General features: G+C 71.1%; 8 protein-coding genes. 6 read left to right on the top strand and 2 right to left on the bottom strand.

Annotated features, from left to right (window positions below; genetic code table 11):
• Positions 1 to 180 precede the first annotated feature (180 nt).
• The 4 genes from SXIM_RS11780 (at position 181) to SXIM_RS11765 (ending at position 14389) form a co-directional block, all read left to right on the top strand.
• Entirely contained in the window at positions 181 to 7002 is a 6822-nt protein-coding gene (locus SXIM_RS11780) for a DEAD/DEAH box helicase (protein WP_046723875.1), read from the top strand.
• Complete coding sequence (locus tag SXIM_RS11775; RefSeq protein WP_046723873.1) at positions 6999 to 9317, top strand: UvrD-helicase domain-containing protein; 2319 nt, start codon at positions 6999 to 7001, stop codon at positions 9315 to 9317. The genes SXIM_RS11780 and SXIM_RS11775 overlap by 4 nt, the downstream gene beginning before the upstream one ends.
• Before the next feature lie 144 nt (positions 9318 to 9461).
• The gene (locus SXIM_RS11770; protein WP_053116168.1) at positions 9462 to 13553 is read left to right on the top strand and encodes an AAA domain-containing protein; all 4092 of its coding nucleotides are present in this window, start codon (positions 9462 to 9464) and stop codon (positions 13551 to 13553) included.
• Positions 13550 to 14389 (top strand): hypothetical protein, encoded by an 840-nt coding sequence (locus tag SXIM_RS11765; protein ID WP_046723870.1) that lies wholly within the window; start codon positions 13550 to 13552, stop codon positions 14387 to 14389. The genes SXIM_RS11770 and SXIM_RS11765 overlap by 4 nt, the downstream gene beginning before the upstream one ends.
• A gap of 90 nt (positions 14390 to 14479) precedes the next feature.
• On the opposite strand, the gene SXIM_RS11760 is transcribed toward SXIM_RS11765, so the two are convergent.
• Entirely contained in the window at positions 14480 to 15175 is a 696-nt protein-coding gene (locus tag SXIM_RS11760; RefSeq protein WP_030735235.1) for a glycoside hydrolase family 11 protein, read from the bottom strand.
• Positions 15176 to 15519: 344 nt separating this feature from the next.
• Here SXIM_RS11760 and SXIM_RS11755 point away from each other — a divergent pair, with 344 nt between their 5' ends.
• On the top strand, positions 15520 to 17649 hold the full coding sequence (locus SXIM_RS11755) for a DEAD/DEAH box helicase (protein ID WP_425473460.1): 2130 nt from the start codon (positions 15520 to 15522) through the stop codon (positions 17647 to 17649).
• Here SXIM_RS11755 and aztA read toward each other — a convergent pair.
• On the bottom strand, positions 17621 to 18247 hold the full coding sequence (gene aztA / locus SXIM_RS11750; RefSeq protein WP_046723867.1) for a zinc ABC transporter ATP-binding protein AztA: 627 nt from the start codon (positions 18245 to 18247) through the stop codon (positions 17621 to 17623). The genes SXIM_RS11755 and aztA overlap by 29 nt on opposite strands.
• A gap of 51 nt (positions 18248 to 18298) precedes the next feature.
• Here aztA and aztB point away from each other — a divergent pair, with 51 nt between their 5' ends.
• Positions 18299 to 19135: a zinc ABC transporter permease AztB gene (gene aztB / locus SXIM_RS11745; protein ID WP_043178111.1), complete on the top strand. Its 837-nt coding sequence runs from the start codon at positions 18299 to 18301 to the stop codon at positions 19133 to 19135.
• Positions 19136 to 19141: the final 6 nt, after the last annotated feature.

Here is a 19141-nt window from a genome sequence, read left to right as displayed (position 1 = left end):
CGGGGTGGCACTGAGAGAAGCGCGGCACGCCCGCGCCCTGAGCGGGTCCTGAGCGCCGCGACGCCTTCACCGTGAACCACGGGGCCCGTGGGGCGGTACGTGTGCATGAGGTGTACGCCCGGTGTGTGGTTGACATAGGGTAATGCGCTCGAAGTCTTCCGTGACGGGGGTTGGGGCACGATGAGACCGACGCTGGAGGCGCGGGGGCTGAAGGAGAACCTGCTCCAGTACCTCTCCACCACCTACGCGTTGACCGACGAGGGGGCCAGGGAAGCCCTGCACCGGTTCCTGGGCGACGACACCTCCGGCATGTTCCGGGGCCCCTATCTCCGCATCCGGGCCCCGTTCACCGTCGCGGAAGGCCAGACGTGGCGACGGACCCTCGACTGGGCCCCGGACGGGTTCACCCCGTACGCCCACCAGGCCCGTGCCTTCGCGCGGCTGTCCTCCGCGCGCGGACACACCCCGCTGCCCACCCTCATCACCACCGGTACCGGCTCCGGGAAGACCGAGTCGTTCCTCTTCCCCGTGCTCGACCACTGTGCCCGCGAGCGCGCCGCGGGCACCCCGGGGGTCAAGGCACTGCTGCTGTACCCGATGAACGCACTCGCCACCGACCAGGCGCAGCGCATCAACGAACTCCTCATGCGTCACCGCGAGCTGAGCGGTGTCACCGCGGGGCTGTACATCGGCGAGCGGTCCGCCATCCGCTACGAACGGGTGGAGACCCGGCGTTCGGCGATGCAGTCCTCGCCGCCCGACATCCTCATCACCAACTACAAGATGCTGGACCTGCTGCTCCAGCGGGCTGACGACGCCCCGTTGTGGTACCAAGCCGATCTGCGCTATGCCGTCGTCGACGAGTTCCACACCTACGACGGTGCCCAGGGCACCGACGTGGCCATGCTGCTGCGCCGGCTGGCCGCCGCGCTCGGCGCCTCCCGGGAGGGCCGGCCGCTCGGAGACATCTGCCCGGTGGCCACCTCCGCCACCCTGGCCTCCGGAGCAACCGACGACGCGGGCACGGAACGGCTGCGCACCGTGGCCGGGCAGGTGTTCGCGACCCCGTTCCCGGCCGACGCGGTCATCGGCGAGGAACGGCAGCCCGTGGACACCCTCCTGCCCTGGGACGCCATCGACTGGCGGCTGCCCCTGCCCACTCCCGAGGAGCTGACGGCCCTTCCGGACCCGGCCCGGGGCGAAGAGGAGTTCGCGGATCTGGTCGAGGCCGTGACCGGTACCCGGAACACCGACCCGCACGCCCTGGGCGAGGTCATGAAGCGGCACATCCTCACCCGGGCCGTCCTGGCCTCCCTCGCCGACGGGCTCAGGTCGGCTCCCGATGTGCTGGACGCGCTGCGGCAGCACGGCGCCTCCTCGTGGGGGCGCTCCATCACCGAGCGGCCCGGGGTGAGCGCCGACGCGCTCGCCCGGCTCGTCGCCCTCCTGTCGGTGGCCCGCGACCCCCAGTCGCCCCCCGGGGAGCGGGCGCGCCCGTTCGTCCATGTGGAGGTGCACCAGTGGGCGCGGTCGGTGACCCGGCTGCTGCGCGGGGTACTGCCGTGGCCGCGCGCCGAGTTCCGCTGGGACGCGGCGGACGTCCGGGACGAGAGGGCCACGGCGGCCGACCGGGCCGCCCCCGTGCACACCGGCACCTCCGGCCAGGTCGCCAATCTCTTCCTGCCCGCCGTGTACTGCCGCGAGTGCGGCCGGTCCGGCTGGGCGGTGTTCTCACCGGAGAGCGACGATCAGGCCGTCGAGTTCGACCCGGCCCGCATCCGGCGGGCATCCACCAGCCAGGACAAGCTGCGGGTCCGGAACCTGATCGTCGCCACCGACGGTGAGGCGGGGGAGGGCGCCGCCCGCGGACCGGTGCCGGTGAGCGGCCGCACCCAGGGGAACACGGGGTCCGGGCGGCCCACCCCACTGCACGGCGCCGGCGGCATGCTGATGGTGCTGGACGGGGTGAACGGACGGCTGCGCCCGCCCGACCCGGCCCGGGACTACGACCCGGCCACCGGCGAGCCCGACCTGAAGTCGCCGGACACCGCCTTCGTCCTGGTCCTTCTCGGCGAGACCGCCAACACGGCCGGCAAGGAGGACTGGTGCCCCGCCTGCGGCGAGCGGCAGGCCATCCGCTATCTGGGCACCGGCCCCGCCGCCCTCGCCGCCGCCGCGATCACCCGGCTGTTCACCGGGAACGAACTGGGCAGGGACCGCCGGGAGCGCAAGACGCTCATGTTCAGCGACTCCGTCCAGGACGCCGCGCACCGGGCCGGGTTCGTCGCCAACCGCTCGTACACCTTCTCGCTGCGCGCTCTGCTCAAGGGGCAGCTGAGCGCCGAGCGGCCCACCGCGCTCCACGACCTGATCGCCGACACCGTGGCGGCCACCACCGACCCCGAGGTGCTGGCGGCGGTCGTACCCCCGGACCTGCACGGGCTGCGCAACGTGCCCACTCTGCTGGAGGGCGCCGGACGTGGCGGAGATCTGCGCACCTGGCGGCTGGTCGGGGAACGGCTCGCGTTCGACACCGTCATGGAGTTCGGGTTCGGCTCCCGCCGGGGCCGCACGCTGGAGCTGACCCGGACCGTCGCGGCGTCCGTCCGGATCGCCGACCCGGACGCGGCGGCGGCGCTGGTGCGCTCCGTGCACCTGGACCCGCAGGCCAGGCACCGGCACGGACCGGAGCCGGAGGAGCAGACCCCGCAGCGGTATCTGGGCTTCCTGCGGGTGCTGCTGGAACGCCTGCGGACCCGTGGCGCAGTCGGACACCGCTGGCTGGAGCGGTACACGGAACGGATGGGAACCGACCGTTACTTCATCAACGGGCGGCGGGCGCAGGGCATGCGGGCGTTCCCGCCGTGGGTGGCGGCACCCGTGTTCCTGCTCGACAAGCCGAAGGCCGGCAGCGAGTTCGATTTCGCGACCGGCCGGCTGTCCTGGTACGAGCGGTGGGCGCAGAGCGCCCTGCGGCTCACCCGGGAACAGGCGCCGGACTTCTGGCTGCGACTGCTGCCCGCGCTGCACGAGGCCGGGCTGCTGGCCTCCCGGGTGCCCGGTGACAGCGCGCTGCGGGTGTACGGGCTGCGGCCGGGCGGTATCGAAGCGGTCCTGCTGACGGACGAGCAGGTCAATACCGCCTATGTGCGCTGCCCGCACTGCTTCTGGGAGCAGACCGTGCCGCCCGGGCAACTGGCCCAGTGGGACGGCCAGCCCTGCCCCACCTACCGCTGCACCCGCCGCCCGGACGCGCTGCTGGTCGCCGGGGACCGGGCGGCCGAACAGAACATCCACCACCGGGACCGCGACTACCGCGACGACTACTACCGGCGGCTGTACCGCGAGGCCGGCACGTACCAGGTGATCACCGCCGAACACACCGGGCTGCTGGAGCGGGCCCAGCGCGAGGAGACGGAACGGGCCTTCAAAGCGGGCGAGCGGTTCAACGATCCGAACGTCCTGGCCTGTACCCCGACGCTGGAGATGGGCATCGACATCGGGGACCTCTCGGCCGTGGTGCTGGCCTCGCTGCCGCGCACCCCGGCCGGCTACACCCAGCGCGTGGGCCGGGCCGGCCGCCGGGACGGGAACGCCTTCCTGCTGACCATCCCGGAGCGCAAACGGCGCGACCTGTACTTCCTGGAAGAACCGGTGAAGATGATCGCCGGCGAGATCGTGCCGCCCGGCTGCCATCTGTCGGCGGTGGAGATCCTGCGCCGCCAGTACCTGGCGCACCTGCTGGATCTGGCGGCGCGCGGGGAACTGGGCCACCCGGAGCACGGTGTACGGGCTCCGTCCTCCGGCGGCCCGGTGGCGCTGGGCGCGCTGCCCCGCAGGGCACCCCAGTTGTTCGGGCCTCTCGGCTATCTGGCCGAGCTGGTGGAGTGTGCCCTGGCCCGGGGCGAGGAACTGGCGGACCGTTTCCTGGCGTTGTTCCCCGAGGGCGTGAGCGAGGAGTCGGCGGACGAACTGCGCCGGTACGCCACGGGCGGTCTGCGCGGCGCCGCCGAGCGGGCCGAGGCGGAGTGGTGGAGCCATGACCGTGCTCTGCGGGCCCGGCTGGACGCCATCGCCGACGCCCACCAGGAGCTGACGGAGCGGGAGGAACGCCAGGGCGCGGACGAGGAGGAGAAGCGGCAGCTCGCCGAACTGGACGCCGAACGGCGCGGGGTCGGCAGGCAGCTGATGCGGCTGGGCGAGGTGCCCGCGCAGCAGGCCCTGTGCGATGCGGGGCTGCTGCCCAACTACGCGCTCGCCGACGCCAGGACCACCCTCAGCGCCGGTCTGTACTCGCGGGACGGGGAGCACCCGGTCACCGGCCGGGCCCAGTACCGGAACGATCCCCGGACGTACGAGCGGCCCCGGCGGTTCGCGGTGACCGAGCTGGCGCCGGGCAACACCTTCTACGCCAACGGCTACCGGCACCGGATCACCGGGCTGGAGATCGGCACCCCGGGGCACCGGGCGTGGCAGACCTGGCGACTGTGCCAGGACTGCGGCTACGTGCGCACGGCGGACGCGGAGACCGACACGAGCCCGTGCCCCCGCTGCCATTCGATGCGGCTCGCGGACGACGGCTCCTCGCTCTTCCGGGTGATCCAGCCGTCCACCGTCACTTCCTGGGACCGGGCCGAGGACGCCCGGATCCGCGACGACCGGGACGAACGCGACTTCCGCACCTACCAGGTGGTGGACGCCGTGGACATCCCGCCGGAGGCGATCGAGCCCGGGAAGTCCTGGCGGCACACCTCACAGACGTTCGGTGTGGACTTCACCCGCGCCGCCGTGATCCGCAAGGTGAACGTCGGCGTGGCCCGCCAGGGTCTGCCCGCCCGGGAGGAGATCGCCGGGCAGTCGGTGCGGCTGAACCCGTTCCACGTGTGCACGGGGTGCGGGGCGGCCACGGCCGACGGGCAGCCGCTGTTCGAGCACGAGCCGGACGGGGCCTCGTCCTCGGGCGGCCGTGATCCCAGGCTGCGGAACCACCGGCCGTGGTGTCCGCGCCGCAGGGGCCGTACGTCCTCGGCGGCGGGGGAGCCGGTCCGGGACGAACGGCTGCTGCTGGCCCACGAACTGCACACCGAGGCGCTGCGGGTGCTGCTGCCCGCGGCCACCATGCTGGTGCAGGAGAAGATCCACTCCTTCCGGGCGGCTCTGCGGCTCGGAGTGGACCAGCACTTCGGCGGCGACCCGCAGCACCTGGACACGACCATGGCCTCCATGCCCGACGCGGGGACAGGGGAACGGCGCTGGTTCCTGGTGCTGTTCGACACGCTGCCCGGCGGCACCGGCTATCTGCACCGGCTCGTCGACCCGGACACTTTCCGGCAGACGCTGGCCGACGCCCACCGCGCGCTGACCGAGTGCCCGTGCGCGGAGGAGGAACGCCGCGCCTGCCACCGCTGTCTGCGGCGGTACACCCCCGACGAGCATCAGGACGTGGTGTCCCGGCGGGAAGCCCTCGACCTCATCGAATCGCTGCTGACGGGCCCGGACGGCGAGGACATCTGGGCAACGGAACCGGTGCGGCACACCGGCCTCATCGGACTGGACGCCCAGGTCGAATCCGACCTGGAGGCCCGGTTCCTCGCGATTCTGCGGGACTGGTCGAAGCGGCAGGAGGACGCGGCGCTGGACGAGGACGGCCGGGCGAGCGGACATCTGCGGTTCACGGGCGGGTCCTCGGTGACGCACTGGCGGCTGACCGCGCAGCAGCGGCTGCGGGGTACGCGTACCGACTTCACCTTCACCCGCGCCGACGGTCAGGCCCGCGGCGTCAAGGTCTACCTCGACGGCCGCCGCTTCCACGCCACCGGGGAACACAACCGGCTGGCACAGGACGCGGCGCGGCGCAACGCGCTGCGGGCGGACGGACAGGTGGTCTTCCAGCTGACCTGGGACGACCTGGACCTGTTCGAAGGGCGTTCCGGGCGGGCGCGTCCGGTGTGGCCGCCGTACGGGCCCGTCCCGCAGGAGGGTGCGAAGGACCTGTACGAGCAGTGCGGGGGCAGCCGGGCGGGCTTCGCCGGGCAGGTGTACGTCAATCCCCTGGACACGCTGCTGGCTTATCTGCGGGACCCCGAGGACCGGGTGTGGGCTCTGCGGGCCGGTGCCCTGGTCAGTGGGCTGATGGCGGTGCCGTCGGTGGAGCCGGTGGCGTCCACCCGCTCGCGGGCCGGTGTCGTCCAGGGGCTGAGGAAGGCCCTCACCGGTGACGGGACCGGGGAGAGCGAACCGGCCGAGGACGCCGTGCACATCTTCCGGGCGCACGACGCCACCGGGCTGCCGCTGGTGTTCACCACGGCGGTCGACGACACAGGGCTGCCGCGGTGGAGCCTGCTGGCCGTACTGGACGACTCGGCCCCGGCCCTGGAGCGCGAGCGGCACCGGGAACAGTGGCGCGCGTGGCTGTACTGGACCAACCTCGCCCAGTTCCTGGACCATGCCGGCGGGGACGGAGTCCAGCTCACGACGGGCGGCGTGGACGCCTACCCGCTGGAGGCGCTCGCGGTGTGCGGCGGCGCGCGCTCCGGGAGGGAACCCGACCCGGAGCCGGTCGCGCGGGCACGGGCACAGGACCCCGAGCACGCCGCCGTGGTCCGGGCGCGGCTCGCGGACGTGCTGCGCGACCCGGAGTGGGAGACCGGCATCCTGCCGTTCCTCAACGAGGACGGCACCGAACCCGAACTCGCGGAGCTCGCCGACCGGCTGGCCGCGGCCGGAAAGAAGGCCCCGGTCTGCGGCCACGAGCTGGGATCCGGACACTGGCTGGCCGAATTCGCCTGGGAGGAGCACGGACTGAAGGTCGCTGTCGTACCCGGCGGTCATCATGGACCGGAAGCGGAGGGCGACCAGGAGGCCGAGCGGCGGGACGCGGCCTACGCCGCGGCCGGCTGGACGGTACGCACCGCCGCCGGCTGGCTGGAGCACTTCGAGTCGATGATCGCGCTGCTGCCCGATGTGCCGCAGAAACCGGAAAGTGAGGGTGCCGCCCGATGAACGCCCGGCTGAGTCTGTACCAGAAGGCCGAAGAGGAGCTGTACAAGCTCGACCGGACCGTCAAGAGCGACTTCTACAACTTCTGTCACCGGTTCCGGCTCAACCCCGATCACCCGGGGCTCGACCTCAAGCCGCTCAAGGGCAACGCGCGGATCTACCGGGCGAAGCTCGGCAGTTCCTACCGTGTCCTGCTGGCACGGGCCGGAGAGGACGTCAAGGGCCTGCCGAGCTGGCTGGTGCTCGCCGTCCGGCACCGCAAGGACGTGTACGAGCAACTCGATGTCGCCGTCAACCGGATCAGCGGCGAGATCGAGTTCGTCGATCTGTCCGTCGTCGGGGAAAGCACCCTGCGCCGGGCCGGGGTGCGGCTGACCCGGGCGGAACCCGAGGCGGCGCCGGCGCCTGAGGAAGCTCCCGCGCCCGCTGCCGAACCCGTCAGCGTCACGCCCGCCACCCCACTGCTCACCGGGCACACCGCCGGGGAACTGCGGGACCTCGGCGTCGCCGAGCCGCTGATCGACCTCGCGCTGGCCGTCACCGACGAGGCGGAGCTCGACTCCCTGGTCCGGGACGCCCCCCTGCTGTCCAAGGACGTGCTGTACGGACTGGCGGCCGGAATGCCGCCGGAGGACATCCGGGCCGAGATCACCAGTCAGATGCGGGCCGACACCCCGGTGGACCCGGACGACTTCGGCTCGGCGCTGAGCCGGATGACGGTCACCACGGTGGACGAGGATGTCCAGGCCGCCATCGAGGAGGGTGACTTCCGGCTCTGGAAGGTCTTTCTGCACCCCAGCCAGGCGCGGCTGGTGGAGCGGGAGTACAGCGGCCCGGCCCGGGTCTCCGGAGGGCCGGGCACCGGCAAGACCATCGTTGCTCTGCACCGCGTGCACCACCTGGCGCGGCAACTGCCGCCCGGTCACAGCAAGCCGATCCTGCTCACCACCTTCACCAAGAACCTCACCACCGAGCTGCGGGCCCGGCTGTCCTCCCTCATGGCGCCCGAGCTGATGGCCCGGGTGGACATCGTGAACATCGACCAGCTCGCGGCCCGGGTGGCCGGCGAGAGCGCGCCGCCCGGACGGATCAAGAACCGGGTCGAGGACCGGGTCGCGCTGCGCGAGCTGCGGCACCTCCTGGCGGAGGCCGAGCTGGAATCCGGACCGGTCGGCTGGGACGCGGAGTTCCTCTTCGAGGAGTGGGAGCAGGTCATCCTCGGCCAGTCCGTGCCGACCCGCGCCGCGTACTTCCGGGCCCGCCGCGCCGGCCGGGGCAAGGCACTCACCCGCCCCGACCGGGACCGGGTGTGGAAGCTCATCGAGCAGTTCACCGCGCGGCTGGACAAGCTCGGCGTCGAGACCTGGGGCCAGTCGGCCGAGCGGGCGGCCCGTTTCGAGATCGAGCGTGCCGCGAAGATCGCGGCACGCCGTGAGCACAAGGCGGAGATCGGCGGCGGCGACCTGGTGCACCGGGACGGCGACGACGGCTCCGGCATGCGGTATCTGCGGCACCGCTACCGGCACATCGTGGTGGACGAGGCCCAGGACCTGCGGCCCGCGCACTGGAAGATGCTGCGTGCCATGGCCGAGCCGGGCCCCGACGACCTGTTCATCGCGGGCGATACCCACCAGCGCCTGTACGGGAACCAGGTCGCGCTGGGCGCCGTCGGGATCAACATCCGGGGCCGGGCCTCCCGGCTCACGCTCAGCTACCGGACCACCCGCGAGATCCTGGCCGAGGCCATGGCGGTGGTCCGGGGCGAGAGCTTCGACGATCTCGACGACGGCACCGACACCCTCGACGGGTACCGTTCGGTCCTGCGCGGCCCGGCGCCCCTGCTGGCCGGCTACGCCACCTGGGACGACGAACTGGCCGCGCTGGCACAGACCCTGCTGGCCTGGCGGACCGAGCTGACCGGGGGAGAGGGCGGCGCGGCCGGTGTGGCGGGCAGGATCGCGGTGTGTGCCGCCGACCAGGAGCGGGTCGGCCGGATCGCGGAGTACCTGGCCCGGCACGCGGGACTGACATGCGCGGAACTCAGCAAGGACGGGCCGCGGGGTGGCGGCGAGATTCACGTGGGCACGATGCACCGGCTGAAGGGCCTGGAGTACCAGCGGCTCGCCATCGCCGGAGTCAGCGAGGGGGTGCTGCCGCGTTCGGCAGTGTCCGGCAGGCCGCGGACCGAGGACCCGCAGCGGGCCGCGCGCGAGCTGCGGCGGGCCCGCTCCGTCCTCTTCGTGGCGGCGACCCGGGCCCGCGACGTCCTGAGCATCACCTGGCACGGGACCCCGAGCCCGCTGCTGGGGGTTCGCTGAGGAGAGCCCCATGGGGGGCCCGCAAGCCCATGATTTCTGTACTTGAGTGCCTTGTCATGCTCTATCCTGATGGGTTCGCCGGTTGGAGGTGAACTCCGGTGGTGCCTGGCCGGGATGAGTGATGGTGTACCCGGGAGGGGAGCTGTGAACGGCACGGATCCGCGCGTCCAGACGGACAGGGTGATCGCTGCGGCGCACGAGTGGGCGGACGAGCTCATCGACCTGGGACCCAGGAACACCCTGCTGCACTTCAGGAACATCAAGACCGCGAGCCTGGAACTCACGGGGGCGGCTCCCGAAGCGATCGGATCTCTGGTGGCCGGGAAGGGCGTGCGCCTGCGCGAGCTGTTCCCCGATGCCGCGCAGCACCGCGATGCCTGCAACCGGGCACGCGGTCTGCGGCGCAGGCTCGTGGAGCTGTCCGAGGAACAGGGTGTCGAGGCAGGGGGAGTCGGGCGCGGACTGCTGCGAGTGGACCCACCGACCACCCGTGGCACGGCACCGGTCCGGCCGCTTCGGGCACCGCTGCTGCTGCACCCGCTGGTCCTGCGGGCCCACACCGCTTCCGAGACCGACTATGTGCTGGAAGCGGGCCCCGACCCGGAGATCAACCCGGTTCTGCTCTACGCGCTGAGCCGGCAGTTCGGTGTCGATGACGACATCGAGGAGCTCTCCGAGAAGGCCATCACGGCATGGGACGAGTTCACCGATCCGAGTGACCAGACCCGTGCGGTGTATGACGTCATCGCCGGTCCGCTCGCCGCGGCAGGGCTTTCCGCCGAGTTGGAGGACGCCGTGGTGGCCGGCGTCTTCAGCTTCGACCGACTGCCGATGGTCAACGACCTCCGCAAAGCCGGCGAACTGCTCGCCGCACACCCGGTGGTGGCGGCACTGGCAGGCGATGAGAGGGCCAAACAGAGACTCGCGGAAGGCGAAGGACTCAGCGATCCCGTGGGGGCCGATGCGCTGCCGCCCCGGTCGGAATATCTTGTCCAGGACGCCGACGCCTCTCAGCAGCGCGCGCTCAGCACGGCCCTTTCCGGTGAACATCTCGTCATCGAGGGACCGCCCGGTACCGGCAAGAGCCAGACCATCGCCAATCTGATCGCCGGCTTCGCCGCACTGGGGCAGCGTGTCCTCTTCGTGGCGGAGAAACGAGCAGCCATCGAGGCCGTGACGGACCGACTGGCCCGCGTCGACCTCGACGGCCTGGTCTTCGACCTGCACGGCAACAAGCTGAACAAACGGCTGGTCGCACAGCAGTTGGCCGAGAGCCTGGATCGGGCCGAACAGGAACCCCGGCCCAGCAAGGACGGGCTGCACGAGCAGTTGGACCACCACCGGGGCCAGGCGACACAGCATGTGGCGGAATTCCACCGGCAGTACGCCCCTTGGTGCGTGAGCGCCTATGAGGCCATCAGCCGGCTGTCGGACTTTCCGGACGAACACCGGGGCGGACTGCGACTGCGCGGTGGCGACCTGGAGAAACTGGCCGGCGACCGGCTGCGGCTGGCCCAGCGGGACCTTCGCGACTTCGTCTCCGGGGACGGACTGCGCATCCGGCGGGCCGAATCACCGTGGTCGCGGGCCAGAATCCGCAATGAGGCGGAACTACGCTCGGTAGTTGCCATTCTGGACCAACTGACCGGCACCGCACTGCGGGACACCCGTCGTGAGATGGAAGATCTTGTCGCCTCTGCCGGCCTGAGCCCGGCGACCGACATCAGCGGCTGGCAACAGCGCCTCGGTCTGCTGGGGGCTGTGGCCGGCACGCTTGAGGTGTTTGATCAGGAGGCCTTCGGCGACCACCTGGACGAACTCGCCGCAGCCACGGGTGAGCGAGCATGGCGCACACAGCGGGGAATCCGGCTCGGTTGGTGGCAGCGTCACACCCTGCTGAACACGGCCCGGAAACTGCGCCGCGACGGTGTGCGGGACCGGCGCACACTGCACGCGGCACTGGTACGTGCCCAGGAGCAGCGCACCGCATGGCGGTCACTGGCCGTGAACGGCGGCGCTCCGTCGTCGGTCGAGGGCCTGCCGGAAGCGTTGGGCAACTTCACCGAGTTGCGCGACTGGCTGGCCGCCGTGGCCCTGCACACCAGATTCGACGGCTTGGAGTCCCGGCCGCAGGAGGAAGTCGATCAACTGATCCAGCGCCTGCAGGAAGACCGCTCCACGTTGATGATCATGCCGGAGATCAACCAGTTCACGGAGCGCCTTGAGGCAGTGGGCCTTGCCCCGCTGCTGGACGAACTGGCCCGGCGGAACGTCGCCCCCGATGTCGCTGTCGCCATCTTCGACGCCATGTGGTGGTCCTCGGTGCTGGACGAGATCACGTTCCGTTCTCCCCACATCAGAACGTTCAAGGGCGACGGACACGACTACACGGTCGCCGAGTTCCGGCGCGAGGACGCCGAGCACATCAGGCGCAACGCCCAGCGGGTGCGCTACAAGGTGGCCACCCGGCTGCGGCAGACCCGCGACAGCCACCCGGAGCAGAGCAACGAGGTGCGGACCCAGGCTCGTCGCAAGTCCCGGCACATGCCCCTGCGCAAGTTGGTGCAGAAGGCCCCGGACGTTCTGCTGGCGGCCAAACCCTGCTGGGCGATGTCGCCGCTGGTGGTGAGCCGGCTGCTGCCGCTGGAACCGCTGTTCGATGTGGTGATCTTCGATGAGGCGAGTCAGATCCTGCCGTCGGACGCCATCACCTCGATCCTCCGCGCCCGGCGGGTGATCGTCGCGGGGGACCCCAAGCAGCTGCCGCCCAGCACGTTCTTCCAGCAGGCGCTGAGCGGATCTTCCGACGAGGACGAGGACGACGATGCCTCGGACGTCAAGGATTTCGAATCACTGCTGGACATGCTCGGAGCCCGGCTCCCGCGTCGACAGCGCCTGCGCTGGCACTACCGCAGCAGCGACGAGCGTCTGATCGCCTTCTCCAACCGGGAGATCTACGGTGATGAGCTGGTGACCTTTCCCGGCACGGCGGTGGAGAGCCCGGTGCGCCTGGAGGTGGTCGACGGCCACGCGACGCCGGGGCAGAGCGGATCGGCTCCCCACGAGGTCGAGCGGGTGGTGGCCCTCGCGCTCGAACATGCGGCCGAGCGGCCGGGGCTCAGTCTGGGAGTGATCACGATGGGCCGTCCGCACGCCGACCGGATTGAGATGACGCTCCGCAAGGCTTTGAGTGACCGGCCTGAGCTCCAGGGATTCTTCAGCCCTGACGCGGGGCCGGGCAAGCGCTTCTTCATCAAGAGCCTCGAACAGGTGCAGGGTGATGAGCGGGACGCCATCATCCTCAGCATCGGCTACGCGAAGGCCGCCACCGGACGGCTCAGCATGAATTTCGGACCGCTCAGCAAGGAGGGCGGTGAACGGCGGCTCAACGTCGCGGTCACCCGGGCCCGCGAAGCGATGACCGTGGTGAGTTCCTTCTCGCACGAGGACTTCGATCCGCGTGCCCTGGACGCGACCCGGTACCGAGGCCCCAAACTCCTGAGCCAGTTCCTTCAATTCTGCGCCCACCGGGGCGACTGGACACGCACCGCATCCGCGCAGCCCACGTATGAACTCAACGGTTTCGAGCGGCAGATCCTGGCAGCCCTGGAACAGGAGGAGATCCCGGTCGTCCCGCAGTGGGGAGTCTCCGGCTACCGCATCGACTTTGCCCTGGCCCACCCGGAGCGGCCCGGCCAGATGGTGCTGGCCGTCGAGGCGGACGGGGACCGCTACCACCGGGCGGCCAGCGCCCGCGACCGTGACCGGCTGAGACAGGAGCACCTGGAACGGCTCGGTTGGCGTTTCCACCGGATCTGGGCGGCGGACTGGTTCCGTGATCCGCAGGCCCAGACAGCGCGCGTGGTGAAGGCATGGCGCGAGGCCGTACGGAACACGGACGCGGACGCACCACCGGTGAACACGCACCGGGATAGGGGTGTGGTTCAAGAGCCGGTGCCTGAGGCCAAGCCGACAAGGCGGCCATCCCGTCCGGTACGGCGCCTTCCGCATCCGCGTCTGCCCTCGCACCGACCCATCAAGGAATACACGGAACAGGAGTTGTTCAGCCTCGCCCACTGGATCCTCAGCGACGGCTATCAACTGGACCGGGACAGCCGTATCGCCGAGGCCATGACCGAGCTCGGTTTCAAGAAACGGGGCAAGATCATCGTCGCGCGGCTGACCAAGGCTTTCGAACAGGCCCAGCGTGTGGTGGACAAGGAGATCTCCGGATGAAGAAGCCGCTCGACCCCATGACCATCGAGCGCGTCGCTCACCTGATCGTCGATATGGACGGGCCCTACGAGCGCCGTGGCTGGCAACTGACCCAACTCCTCCAGCACGCGGGCTGGCAGGACGCCCCGGAGTATGACGGTTTGCCGCGCCTTGAGTGGATGAAGACGGTCATGGAGAAGGCGACCGATGACATCGAGGCCATCGAGCGGCTCCTGTGCCGAATCTGCGACCCGATCGAGTACCGGGAGGGCGCCCCCGCTGCGGAGGCCGTTCAGGACGAACTCAACCGCATCCTGGTACTTGAGGGCCTGGCGGTGAGACAGGTCTCCGGCCGTCCCGTGCTGGGGGAATTGACCGATGACGGCCAGTCGGCGGTGTTCACGGCACCGGATGACCTCGAAGCGCGGCTGAGACCGCTGGTCAGCGGTGAGGATGCCCTGCGGCAGTTGCTGGAACGGGTGGAGGAAGCGCGAATCTGCGAGCGCAACGGTGCGTATGTCCTCGCCCTGGTCGGTATCGGAAGCTTCACCGAAGGACTGCTCCTCAACGTTCTCATCCACCGGGACCCCGATCTGCTCAAGGGCTTTCCTGTGGGCAAGGGGGCGAAGCGCAAGGACCTGGACTATGTGAGTCTGGAGATGCTGCTCGACACGGCGCACGACCGCGGATGGATCCGTAAGGACCGCCACGAGTTCATGACCATCGTCCGGCAGTACCGCAACTTCGTGCACATCCGGGCCCAGCAGCGTCGTGGTGTGGTGCCGGACCAGCACACGGTGGGCATGTGCTGGGGCCCGGTGCGGGTCGTCCTGGAGGATCTGGAGGCAAGCCAGTAGCCCATGCCGCGCTGCGCCACGTGCGGTGAAGGGGCGGGCCCTCGTCATGCCGGGGCCCGCCTGTGCGAGCCCCGGCAACGCCGGCCACGGTCAGCCGTTGACCCAGATGTTGGAGTTGCCGCTGCTCTGGTAGCCCTCGGTGGCCATGATCATGTAGTAGTTGAAGGAGCCCAGGTTCATGCCGGAGCGTGACCAGGCGTCGAAGTGGTTGCCGGTGGTGATGGTGCCGCCGACGCGCCGGGACTGGCGGACGCTCCAGAACTGGGGGAAGGTGCGGGTGCCCTCGACCGAGGGGGCGTTGTAACGCATCGTGTGGTAGATGTCGTACGTGCCGCCGTCGCTGTTGACCGAGCCGCGGTACTCGCCGGTGGGCCGGTAGTTGCCCCAGCTGTCGACGATGTAGTACTCGACCAGGGGGTTGCTGGTCCAGCCGTACAGGCACAGGTAGCCGTTGCCCGAGGGGTTGAAGCTCCCGGAGTAGGTGACGTTGCGGCGCGAGCCGTTGGGCCAGCCCTTGCCGCAGACGAAGTTGCCGGTGTTCCGCCACGAGGTGCTGTAGTTGCCGCCGCTTCCCAGGGTCATGGAGACGGTGTTCTGGGCGTCGGTCCAGAACGAGTAGTAGAAGCCGTTGTGGGTGCCGGTCTGGTTCTGGGTGATGGTCTGGGCGTGCGCGACGCCCGGCAGCACCAGGGCCGAGGCCGAGGCGGCGGCCAGGCTCACGGCACCGGTACGGGCGATGAAGCGCCGGCGGCTGAGCGGCCGGGCGGGAGTGCTGTCCTCGTGCATGCGTCCTCCAAGCAGCGGGACATGACCGTGCGGGTCAGTCGGTGGGGGTGGTGCTCGGTGTGCCCAGCAGTGTTGGGCCGGGCCTCGGGTGCGTCAACGGTTCTCGCAAGGATTCCGGAAGGAAAAAGCGCCTTCTTGGCTTGTACAGAGGGCTTTCCGGTCAATCGTCGGGCAGTTGAATCGGGATGGGTTCTGAAAAGTTTCGGCGATTTTCCGGAGTGATGGCGCGCGCCGTCGACATGGTCGCCGTGTGCGCCGTCAGCCGCCCGAGGGGTCCGCTTTCCTGACGCGTCGTCACTGTCAGTGACGTGTGTCACGATGCGGGTGCTGAGGAGGTGGTGTCCGTGGAGCCGATCGAGCCCGAGGCGCTGGGGGAGCTGGCGCGGGGTGTGGTGGCCGATCACGCCGCGGCCGTCGGCCGGGTGCGGGAGGCGGTGCGGCCGCTGCGGGAGGACGTGGTCGCCGAGCGGCTCGGGACGATGGCGGTGGAGCGGCTGCGGGAGGTCACCGAGGGGCGGTTGCGGGTGGCCGCCCTGGAGGAGGGCGGATACCGGACGGTCGGCAGTGTGTGGGCCGCGACCGTGGGGGAGTTGCAGCTGGTCCCGGGGGTGGGGAGACAGACCGCCGGGCAGGCGCTGGCCGCCGCGCGCCGCATCGGGCGCGCGGTGGAACGCACGGTATCGGTCTGGCTGGACGTGGAGGAGCCGAGCCCGGCGACCACCGCCGTCGTCATCGCGCTGCACCGGCTGCTGGCGGCCGGGCCCGGCCTGCGCAGGACGGTGGAGGCGGCGCGGGGTGTCGAGGAGCGGCTGGCGGAGTTGCTGCCGGCGGCCCGGCCCGCGAGGGGGCGGTTGCGGATGCTGCTCGCCGGGCGGGAGGGGCGGGCCAGGGCGCGGGCCGCGGTCGCCGCGATCGAGGAGTTGACGGCGGACGCCGAACGCCGGGGCCTGACCGGGGCGTTCCGGCAGGCCGCGGTCGATCTGCTGCGCGACCCGGCGACCGATGTCGAGGCCTGGGTGGACTTCGAGCTGCGGTCCGCCGACTACTACAGCCTCCTCGCCGAACTCGACGGGCAGCCACCGGACTCCGACGCCGCGCAGGGCTTCGTGCCGGCCGAGATCGGCGACCGGGTCCGGGCCTTCGAGCTGGACGACTCCCAGCTGCGGGTGTCGCTGCGCGGGTACCAGTCCTTCGGGGCGCGCTTTCTGCTCGCCCAGCGGCGGGTGCTGCTCGGCGACGAGATGGGCCTGGGGAAGACGGTGCAGGCCGTCGCCGCGCTCGCGCATCTGGCGGCGCGCGGCGAGAGCCACTTCCTGGTGGTCTGCCCGGCGAGTGTGCTGATCAACTGGACGCGGGAGATACGGGCGCGCAGCACGCTGCGGGCGGTGCCCGTGCACGGCCCGGAGCGTGCCGCGGAGTTCGCGCGCTGGGAGGCGGACGGAGGCGTCGCCGTGACGACGTTCGACGCGCTGCGCGGGACGGAGTCCGTGGTGCCCACGGCCATGCTGGTGGTCGACGAGGCGCACTACGTGAAGAACCCGGACGCCCTGCGGTCGCGGGCCGTGGGGCGGTGGGCGGCGCGCGCCGGGCGGGTCGCCTACCTGACCGGGACCCCGATGGAGAACCGGGTGGCCGAGTTCCGGTCGCTGGTGCGGCAGTTGCAGCCCGAGGTGCTGCCACGGGTGGCAGGGCGGGAGCTGGTGGCCGGCTCGCGCGCGTTCCGGCAGGCCGTGGCCCCCGTCTATCTGCGCCGCAACCAGGAGGACGTGCTCGCCGAACTGCCCGCGCTGGTGCGGGTGGACGAGTGGGAGGAGTTCGGCCCGCAGGACGGGGCCGCCTACCGGGAGGCGGTGGAATCGGGGAACTTCATGGCCATGCGGCGCGCCGCGTACGCCTCCCCGGAGTCGATGAAGGTGCGGCGGATACGGGAGCTGGTGGCCGAGGCCGCCGACGCCGGGACGAAGGTGGTGGTCTTCTCCTACTTCCGGGCGGTGCTGGAGACGGTCGGGGCCGCGCTTGGCACGGACCGGGTCACCGGGGTCATCAGCGGGACGACATCGGTGGCCGGACGGCAGCAGCTGGTGGACGCGTTCACGGCAGTGCGCGGGCACGCCGTGCTGCTCAGCCAGATCCAGGCGGGTGGCGTGGGGCTCAACCTCCAGGCCGCCTCGGTGGTGATCCTGTGCGAGCCGCAGATCAAGCCGACGATGGAGCACCAGGCGGTGGCGCGGGCGCACCGGATGGGGCAGGTGCGGAGCGTGCGCGTGCACCGGCTGCTGGTCGCCGACAGTGTCGACCAGCGGATGCTGGAGGTACTGGCCGGCAAGAGCGCGCTGTTCGACGCGTACGCGCGGCGCAGTGAGGTGGCCGCGGCCACGCCGGACGCGGTGGATGTGTCGCAGGGGGAGCTGGCCCGGCGGATCGTGGAGGAGGAGCGGCTGCGGCTCAGCGCAGGTGCCCTGCCCTCAGGGTGAGCACCAGGTCCGCCGCCGCCGCTTCGTCCGGGTGGTGGGTGGCGTGGACGACGGTGGTGCCGTCCTCCGCCGCGATCCGGGACAGGGTCGCGGTGATCTGCCGCTGGGCCTCGGCGTCCAGGGACGCGGTGGGTTCGTCCAGCAGGAGCAGCGGGGAACGCTGTGCCAGGGCCTGGGCGATCAGGGCGCGCTGGCGCTGACCGCCGGAGAGGCCGCCGAGTTGGCGGCGGGCGAGGTGGGCGATGCCCAGCCGGTCCAGGCACTCGTCCACGATCACGCGGTCGGCGCGGGTCAGCCGGCGCCAGGGTCCGCGGTCCGCCCAGCGGCCCATGGCGACGGTCTCGCGGACGGTGAGAGGGAGGGTGTCCGGCACCGCGCTGCGCTGGATGACGTACGCGGGGCGGCAGGGGCGCGCGTACGTGAGGGTGCCGCTGGTGGGGGTGAGGGTACCGGCCAGCAGGTTCAACAGGGTTGATTTGCCGGAGCCGTTGGGGCCCGTGAGCGCGGTGACCCGGCCGGCGGGAAGGGAGGCGCTGACGCCGTGCAGGGCGCGGTGGCCCGCGTAGTCGGCGGTGACCTCGTGGAGTGTGACCGGCATGACAGTCCTTAATTGCTGACGATAATCGTTTTCATTATAGAGTGACCCGTCATGGAGTGGTTGCTCGAACCGTTCGCGGTGTCCTTCGTTCAACGGGCGCTGTGGGGCGGGATCCTCGTTTCGCTGATCTGTGCCCTGGCCGGCACGTGGGTCGTGCTGCGCGGCATGGCCTTCCTCGGCGACGCGATGGCGCACGGGATGCTGCCGGGCGTCGCACTGGCCTCGCTGCTCGGCGGGTCCCTGCTGATCGGGGCGGCGGCCAGCGCCGGGGCGATGGCGTTCGGGGTGACCGTGCTGGGGCGTTCGAAGCGGATCTCCCGGGACACGGGGATCGGGCTGCTGTTCGTCGGCATGCTGTCGCTCGGCGTCATCATCGTCTCGCGCTCGCAGTCGTTCGCGGTCGACCTGACCGGCTTCCTGTTCGGCGACGTGCTCGCGGTGCGGGACGGGGACCTGGTCTTCCTGGCCGTGGCGCTGGGATGCGCGGCGCTGGTGGCCGTGCTCGGCCACCGGGCCTTCCTGGCCCTGGCGTTCGACGCCCGCAAGGCGCACACCCTGGGGCTGCGGCCGCGCTGGGCGCACGGGGTGCTGGTCGGCCTGGTGACGCTGGCGATCGTCGCGTCCTTCCATGTGGTCGGCACGCTGCTGGTGTTCGGGTTGCTGATCGCCCCGCCCGCCGCGGCGGCGCTGTGGGCACGGCGGGTTCCGCTGATCATGCTCGGCGCGGCGCTGCTCGGTGCCCTGTCGACGGCCGCGGGCCTGGTCATCTCCTGGCACGCGGGGACGGCCGCCGGGGCCACGATCGCCGCTGTCGCGGTGGGGCTGTTCTTCGCCTCCGCGCTCGCCACCCTCGCCAAGTCCCTGCTGGAAAAGAGAGCTCATTCATGAGACTTA

The sequence above is a fragment of the Streptomyces xiamenensis genome, assembly GCF_000993785.3.
Classification (GTDB): domain Bacteria; phylum Actinomycetota; class Actinomycetes; order Streptomycetales; family Streptomycetaceae; genus Streptomyces; species Streptomyces xiamenensis.
This window is presented reverse-complemented; position numbering and strand designations above follow the sequence as displayed.